The sequence below is a fragment of the Endozoicomonas sp. ALC013 genome, from assembly GCF_049310205.1.
Lineage (GTDB): Bacteria > Pseudomonadota > Gammaproteobacteria > Pseudomonadales > Endozoicomonadaceae > Endozoicomonas.
This window is the reverse complement of sequence record NZ_JBLYNS010000192.1, coordinates 1-7,231: the sequence shown is the minus strand read 5'-3', so window position 1 is coordinate 7,231 and position 7,231 is coordinate 1. Positions and strand designations below refer to the sequence as shown.

The 7,231-nt window shown below is 50.8% G+C and carries 2 protein-coding genes; both read left to right on the top strand.

The annotated features are described in order from the left end of the window. Window positions 1-128: 128 nt before the first annotated feature. Entirely contained in the window at window positions 129-4,433 is a 4,305-nt protein-coding gene (locus tag ACO6V1_RS21540; protein WP_422468464.1) for a hypothetical protein, read from the top strand. 481 nt (window positions 4,434-4,914) lie between these two features. Further along, on the top strand, window positions 4,915-7,231 hold a 2,317-nt coding region (locus tag ACO6V1_RS21535; RefSeq protein ID WP_422468462.1), incomplete at its 3' end, for a hypothetical protein.

Sequence of the window (7,231 nt, the reverse complement as noted above, 5' to 3'; positions counted from 1 at the left end):
GAGGCAGGACAACCGAGCAGACAACAACGCAACAACCAATAACTCAGGAAAAAGTACGACCAAAGTCTGATATCACCAGTCAAAAAATAACTTCTTCCATTTCGGATAGCACAACGGCTGCTGCACCGATGACAGAAACTTTAACAGCCCAAGGAACAGCTCCATCTATAAAATCACCAACAGCCACTATAACTCAGGCGACAATTGATAAAACAGCGATACACCAATCAACAACCGGGCAAACAGCATTACCACCTGAAACCACCGTAACAGAAGGCAACCCTGGTATATCTGACAGCACAACAGCGCCTCCAACCTCAAAAGCAATCTCAACCGCTGCACAAACCAGGCAATCAAGCCAGACTGCAACAACAATCCACGACACCACCTCTCAGGCAGTTACTTCTGGTTCTACAGATGGCTCAGCTGCTTCTTCATCAATAACACCTGCATCAACAAGCACGACAACCGAACAGACAACAACGCAAGAATCAATCACCCAGGGAAAAGCACGATCAACGTCTGATACCACCAGTCAAACAAGGACTTCTGGCATTTCGGGTAGCACAACGGCTGCTTCATCGCTGACAGAAACTTCAACGGCCACAGGAACAGCTCCATCAACAAAATCACCAACAGCCACCACAACTCAGGCGACCATTGATAAAACAGCCATACATCAATCGACAACAGGGCAAACAGCCTTATCATCTGAAACCACCGCAACAGAAAGCGACCCTGGTATATCTGACAGCACAACAGCGCCTCCATCTTCAAAAGCAATCTCAACCACTGCACGAACCAGACAATCACGCCAGACGGCAACAACAATCCACGACACCACCTCTCAGGCAGTTACTTCTGGTTCCACGGATCGCTCAGCTACTTCTTCATCAATGACACCTGCATCAACAAGGACGACAACCGAACAGGCAACAACGCAACAATCAATAACCGAGAAAAAAGCACGATCAACGTCTGATACTACCAGTCAAAAAATAACTGCTGGCATTTCAGATAGCACAACGGCTGCGTCACCGCTGACAGAAACTTCAACGGCCACAGCTCCATCAACAAAATCACCAACAACCACTACAACTCAGGCAACAACTGATAAAACAGCAATACATCAATCAACAACCGGGCAAACGGTATTATCATCTGAAACCACGGCAACAGAAGGCGACCCTGGTATATCTGAAACCACAGCAGCGCCTCCATCTTCAAAAGTAAAATCAACCGCTGCACAAACCAGGCAATCAAGCCAGACGACAACCACAATCCACGAAACCACCACTCAGACAGTTACTTCTGGTTCCACGGATAGCTCAGCTGCTTATTCATCAATGACACCTGCATCAACAGGTAAGAGAGCCGAACAGACAACAACGCAACAATCAATAACCCAGGAAAAAGCACGATCAACGTCTGATACCATCAGTCAAACAAGGACTTCTGGCATTTCGGATAGCACAACGGCTGCTTCACCGCCGACAGAAACTTCAACGGCCACAGGAACAGCTCCATCAACAAAATCACCAACAGCCACTAACACTCAGGCGACAATTGATAAGACAGCAATACGTCAATCAACAACCGGGCAAACAGCATTACCATCTGAAACCGCCACAACAGAAGGCGACCCTGGTATATCTAAAACCACAGCAGCGCCTCCATCTTCAAAAGCAAAATCAACCGCTGCACAAACCAGGCAATCAAGCCAGACGACAACCACAATCCACGACATCACCACTCAGACAGTGACTTCTGGTTCCAGAGATAGCTCAGCTACTTCTTCCTCATCAATGACGCCTGCATCAACAGGCACGGCAGTCGAAAAGACAACAACCACAACCACAGCACCTGACAGCACACCGCAAGAGAAGACCGCCAGTATTTCCAATCGTACAAACCCGACCGAAAACACAACGGCCACGGCAACAACAAATGCTACGTCTTTGCCAAAGACGGAATCTGATAACAACCAACGACTGCGGCAATTCATCAAATCATTCACAGACAAATGCAAAACGATCCATTCACGATTCAATAAAAACATGGCCAAAATCTATGCCGATACACGCAACAAGGTCCGCCAGGCACCAGCAACCGAGGGGCAACCATTAGACTGTTTGGAAAAAGGGATTCTTCCGAGGGGGTCATTGCACCAACTGAATCAACAATTCAGCAACAAGTTCCTGAATATTTATAAAAATGCTCACCAGTTTATGAAGCATCTGACCCCGGCTGCAATCAGTGAAAAAAATCACCGTACTGCCCAGTCCATCATCAGCGCCAAGGTCATTTCCGAGTTCCAGACAATGTATGCCACGTTCAGCAATGTACGCCTGCAGATGCTGTCAGACCTGGGCTGTAGCAACCAACAACCTCTGGACCGTGCCGCCATCATACGACTTTCGTCTGGTGTTTATACCCCTCCTGCAACGGCCTCCGTGAACACAGATCATCTGCTCAAAGCCATAGAGGAGCAACCACAGTCAGCCAATTCTGACGGCTTTGATCGTTTTTTGAACGACCTGAGCCAAATTCTGCATGGAAAAACTGGCCAGAAACAGCAGACGACGCCGGAAACCGGGAACTCCCGACCACAGGAAAAACCTGAGTCAACGGAAAAAGTGAACATTGATATCATTGACCGGCAACACAGGCACCACAACCAACAGTTATTAATCCGTATCTTGCAACAGGAGCAAGACCTGTTTCTTGAGAATATCCAGCAACCCGACATAAATCCTGTCAGGAAACTGAAGGGTAATACCGCTCCAACTCCCCCATCCCATGGCATGACCAGTGTCCAGCCTGATCCGGGCAAGACCGGCACACCATTGGCCATAGCCAGTACACCCAGCAACAATGGCCAAACTGCCACGAGTGCCATAGCACCGACGAACTATTCAATCACCGACAACCTGACACTGGCTAACATGCTGGCTGCAAAAATCAGCGATCGTCCCATACACCTGAACCACACCATGGCACCAGGAACCCCAGGAAAGAACGCCTCCCCACTTGACCAGTCACCGGGTATGCAGCTGCTGACTAACAGCCTGGCTCTGGCCAGACAACTGCGGACAGAACTCATGGCCCTGGCCAACGATCTGGCCACCCAGGATAAAGATGTCAGTACACAGTGGGACCAGGACGATCTGATTAACCTGGCCATTATCCAGACCCTGCCTGAAGCATCCGCTGGCAAGGCAACGGAAAACTTTCTATCAAGCGTTCTCACCTCAACGACATTGGGCATACAACACCAGAAACCTGACAATATATTCCGGGCTGACGGCTCCCTGCGCGGCACTAGCCAGGCACCTGGCACACCACTTTTCTATGATCCATCAACGGGCCAAACCATCGACCACGGTGCAACCAGGCAACTGGCGAGTGTCATGTTAAAGGCTATGGCTGCAAGCCGACTGGCTGAACAGACAACAAATGACGATATACCACAACATCTGTCCAAAAAGATTATTGACCAGGCAGCACAACTGAAGAATCACCGGCCGAAGAGGTGGGCCAATCGATTAAGCCAATTGCTTGGGCTGGAGCAAGGTTCACAGGCCAGCACCAGGGCCTCACTGGCCACACGTTTCAAACAGCGACTGTCGTTTAGTAAAAGTATCAAGATCACACCACCTACCGACATGCCACTGGTCAAAGGTCTGGCCTCCGGTCGTTACAATCAAACCCAGTCCCGCTTTATGAAACTGGCATCGGCCAGGCAACTGGAGCTGCTGAAATCGCTAGCCAGTCAACCCGACTATCTGGGCCTTGACCATTTTTCTGCCCCCCTGGCCCGGTTGGAGGCCGATGTTGCCGTCGCTACACAGACACCATCGCCTATCCCGGTAGGCTCGGATCAATCGTCGGACAGGCAGCCCCCCGATTGGCAAACCTTCCAACTTGATCAGAGAGCCTGGCAACTGTTTACCCATCTGTATAACGCCCGGTTTGAGGCACCGGCAGAAGCCATAGAACGGATAAAAACAGCAGAACTGATCCAGCGCCAGGGCATTGAGCCTCATCCGGATGAGGCCCAGCGTCTCAATCAGCTGGTGATAACACTATTGCCAGTGCGCACCAGTGCCAGTGACCGGGCCCAACTGATCAACACCAGGGGCAAAGCACTGCCAGGGCCAGTGAAACTGCACCAGTTCAACCGGCAACGCATCGGGGAAATTCTCAGCAGCTACGCAACCATCAAGTCACAGGTCAGCAAACAATTCCCGCAGGTATTTGGCGATCGGGTCAGTGATGCCCGATTAAAGGATGAACTGGTCTCCCAGATAGCAAGGGCGAGTTTGCAGGAGCTTAAGGGCAAAACGACAACCGGTCAGTGGCAACAGGCAGTGACAAGGCAAATGGAGAGAGAGTTTGATGATTTCGGTAGCGGCCAGGCTGAAGCCAGCTGAAAAAACAGTCAGGCTCTTTTCGTATTGCAGACTGCTGATGTCATAAATCAGGCTGGAATCCTCCTGTGGCGGGGCTTGGCAATATTTAGCCAGCAGTTTCCTGAAGGCATTGTATATCAAGGCCTTTGGCCAATTTTCATTGCAGAGCAGTCTGTAACCCGAAAAGAGCCAAAAAAAACATAACCCGGGAACTTTTACGTCACTGCATAAACGAACAAGGGAGTGCGTCGTCATTTTTTGTGCACTTTCTAATGTACTGTTATGCACTACTACATCATTTCAAGGAGATTGACGTGTACCAACTCCGTTCATCCTGAGCGGAGTCGAAGGGTGTTGGCACGATCTATCATGGCCCGGAGTTTGCGCCCTCCGATGCTTCGACAAGCTCAGTACTCAGGACGAACGAAGTGCAGAGGCTTGTGATAACGACAACCCGTCAAACTCATTGAAACCATGTACTACAACATCAGGAGTCCTGTTTATGATTCAGCAATCCAATCAGCAACCCATTCAGCAATCAATTCAGCAACCAATTTGCGACAGCGCTTCCCAATGTTCAGGGAATGGTGCCGAATATTCCTGGCTCGGCCATGGCGTTGCTATTTCTAAAGCATTTGTGAAATCATTGATTCCAATGGAAGACCCTTGCCTCAGTTTCAATTCCCGCAAAGCAGTGAAAGATCTTTTGCGACTGGCCACAACAACTATCGTGCCGTCGAGTTCCATCCTTTTCATGGCGAAAGATATGGCCAATGCCTGGTCCGGGAGCGGTTTGCCCGGGCCGGATGCAAAACCGGAATTACCACAGACATCAAAAGAAACCCGGGGAGAGGCTCAGGAAAAAGAAACCGGCTCGAAAGACGTACCCCTTCAACAGCCATCCACGGCCCGCTATCAAGGGAGTCAGGGAACCAAAGGGCTACTTGCCCTTGGCACGCTGGCCAGCTCTTTTCAGTATGCGAATTCGAAACAGATTAAAAATGCAGAAGACCTGGGCAAGATTGGTCGAGATCCCGAATTTCCACCAAACGGCAAATATCAACAGACAGCGGATATTGTTGTCAATAAAGACCATAAACCCATTGGCACATTCACCGGCGATTACGATGGGCAGTGCAATACCATCAGCGGCCTGTCTGCCTGTTTTGTTGACACTCTGGAAGGCAGCATCAGGAACCTTCGCTTTACTGGTGCCAATATAACTTCCCAGAAGACGACCGGGTTAGCAGCCTGTGTTGTTGATGATACTGGCACAGTCAGTAATATCCGGGCGAAAGATGTTCATATTCTCACCAATGGTCATAAAAGTTACGCTGGCATCGGGGGGGGGGAGGTTAAAGGAACGGTTGGCAACACCACGGCGGTGAACAGCCATGTCAAAACCACGGGTCAAGAGGCAAACGCCGGCATCGGGGGGGGGCTGGTTAAAGGAACGGTTGGCAACACCACGGCGGTGAACAGCACGGTCGAAACCAATGGTTATTTTGCATACGCCGGCATCGGGGGGGGCATGGTTAGCGAAGGAACGGTTGCCAACACCACGGCGGTGAACAGCACGGTCGAAACCAATGGTTATTTTGCATACGCCGGCATCGGGGGGGGGCTGGTTTACTTTAAAGGAACGGTTGGCAACACCACGGCGGTGAACAGCACGGTCGAAACCAATGGTTATTATGCACACGCCGGCATCGGGGGGGGCATGGTTAGCGAAGGAACGGTTGCCGACACCACGGCGGTGAACAGCAGGGTCCATACCCGGTTTACCGCTGCAGGCGCTGGCATCGGGGGGGGGATGGTTAGCGGAGGAACGGTTGACAACACCATGGCGGTGAACAGCCGTGTCGATGCCGCCACTTTGGAAAGAGCCGGTATCGGGGGGGGGTGGGTTCCCAATTCAGATTGGGTTACCAATACCAAGGCGGTGAACAGTTTTGTCAATGGCAAAAAAAAGAATTTTGGATCTATCCCCAATGATCAGCTTTTTTGCCAAAAAGCAGACCTACGAGTGTTAGCAGCCAATTGCTCTATCAGAACTGAATTTCAGGATTCGGGTTTTTCGTATAATGATGCTTGCCCGGGAAATGGCACTACAGCGTCAACAGACGCTACAGTATCAACAACCGCTTCGGCGTCAACAACCGCTAAAGAGTCAACACCCACTACAGCATCAACACCCATAAAGATTAATGATACAGAAACCCTGGGCAAGATTGGCCGACATCCCGACTATCCACTGGACGGTACCTATCAACAGACAGCGGATATTGTTGTCACTAAAGACTATCAATCCATTGGCAATGATACTCATCCATTCACCGGGGAGTACGATGGGCAACGTCGTACCATCAGCGGCCTGTCTGACTGTTTAGTTGATACTCTGAAACAAGGCAACATCAGTCGCCTTGGCTTTACTGATACCCATATAAATTCAACGAAGACGACCGGGGTGGCAGCCTGTACTGCGAATGGCACAGTCAGTGATATCCGGGCCGAAAATGTGCATATTTCCACCTCGGGTGACAATGCATACGCCGGCATTGGGGCGGGCTTGGTTGGTGGTGGAGGAATGGTTACCAACACCACGGCGGTGAACAGCACGGTCGAAACCTCGGGTGAAAATGCACTCGCCGGCATCGGGGGAGGGGGCGTTTTTGGAACGGTTGCCAACACCTCGGCAGTGAACAGCAGGGTTGAAACCTCGGGTGAAAATGCACACGCCGGCATCGGGGGGGGGAGCGTTTTTGGAACGGTTGCCAACACCACGGCCGTGAACAGCACGGTCGAAACCTCGGGTACAA

Coding starts and splice junctions, on each gene's coding strand:
- ACO6V1_RS21540 (WP_422468464.1), top strand. CDS start 129: ATGACAGAAACTTTAACAGCCCAAGGAACAGCTCCATCTATAAAATCA.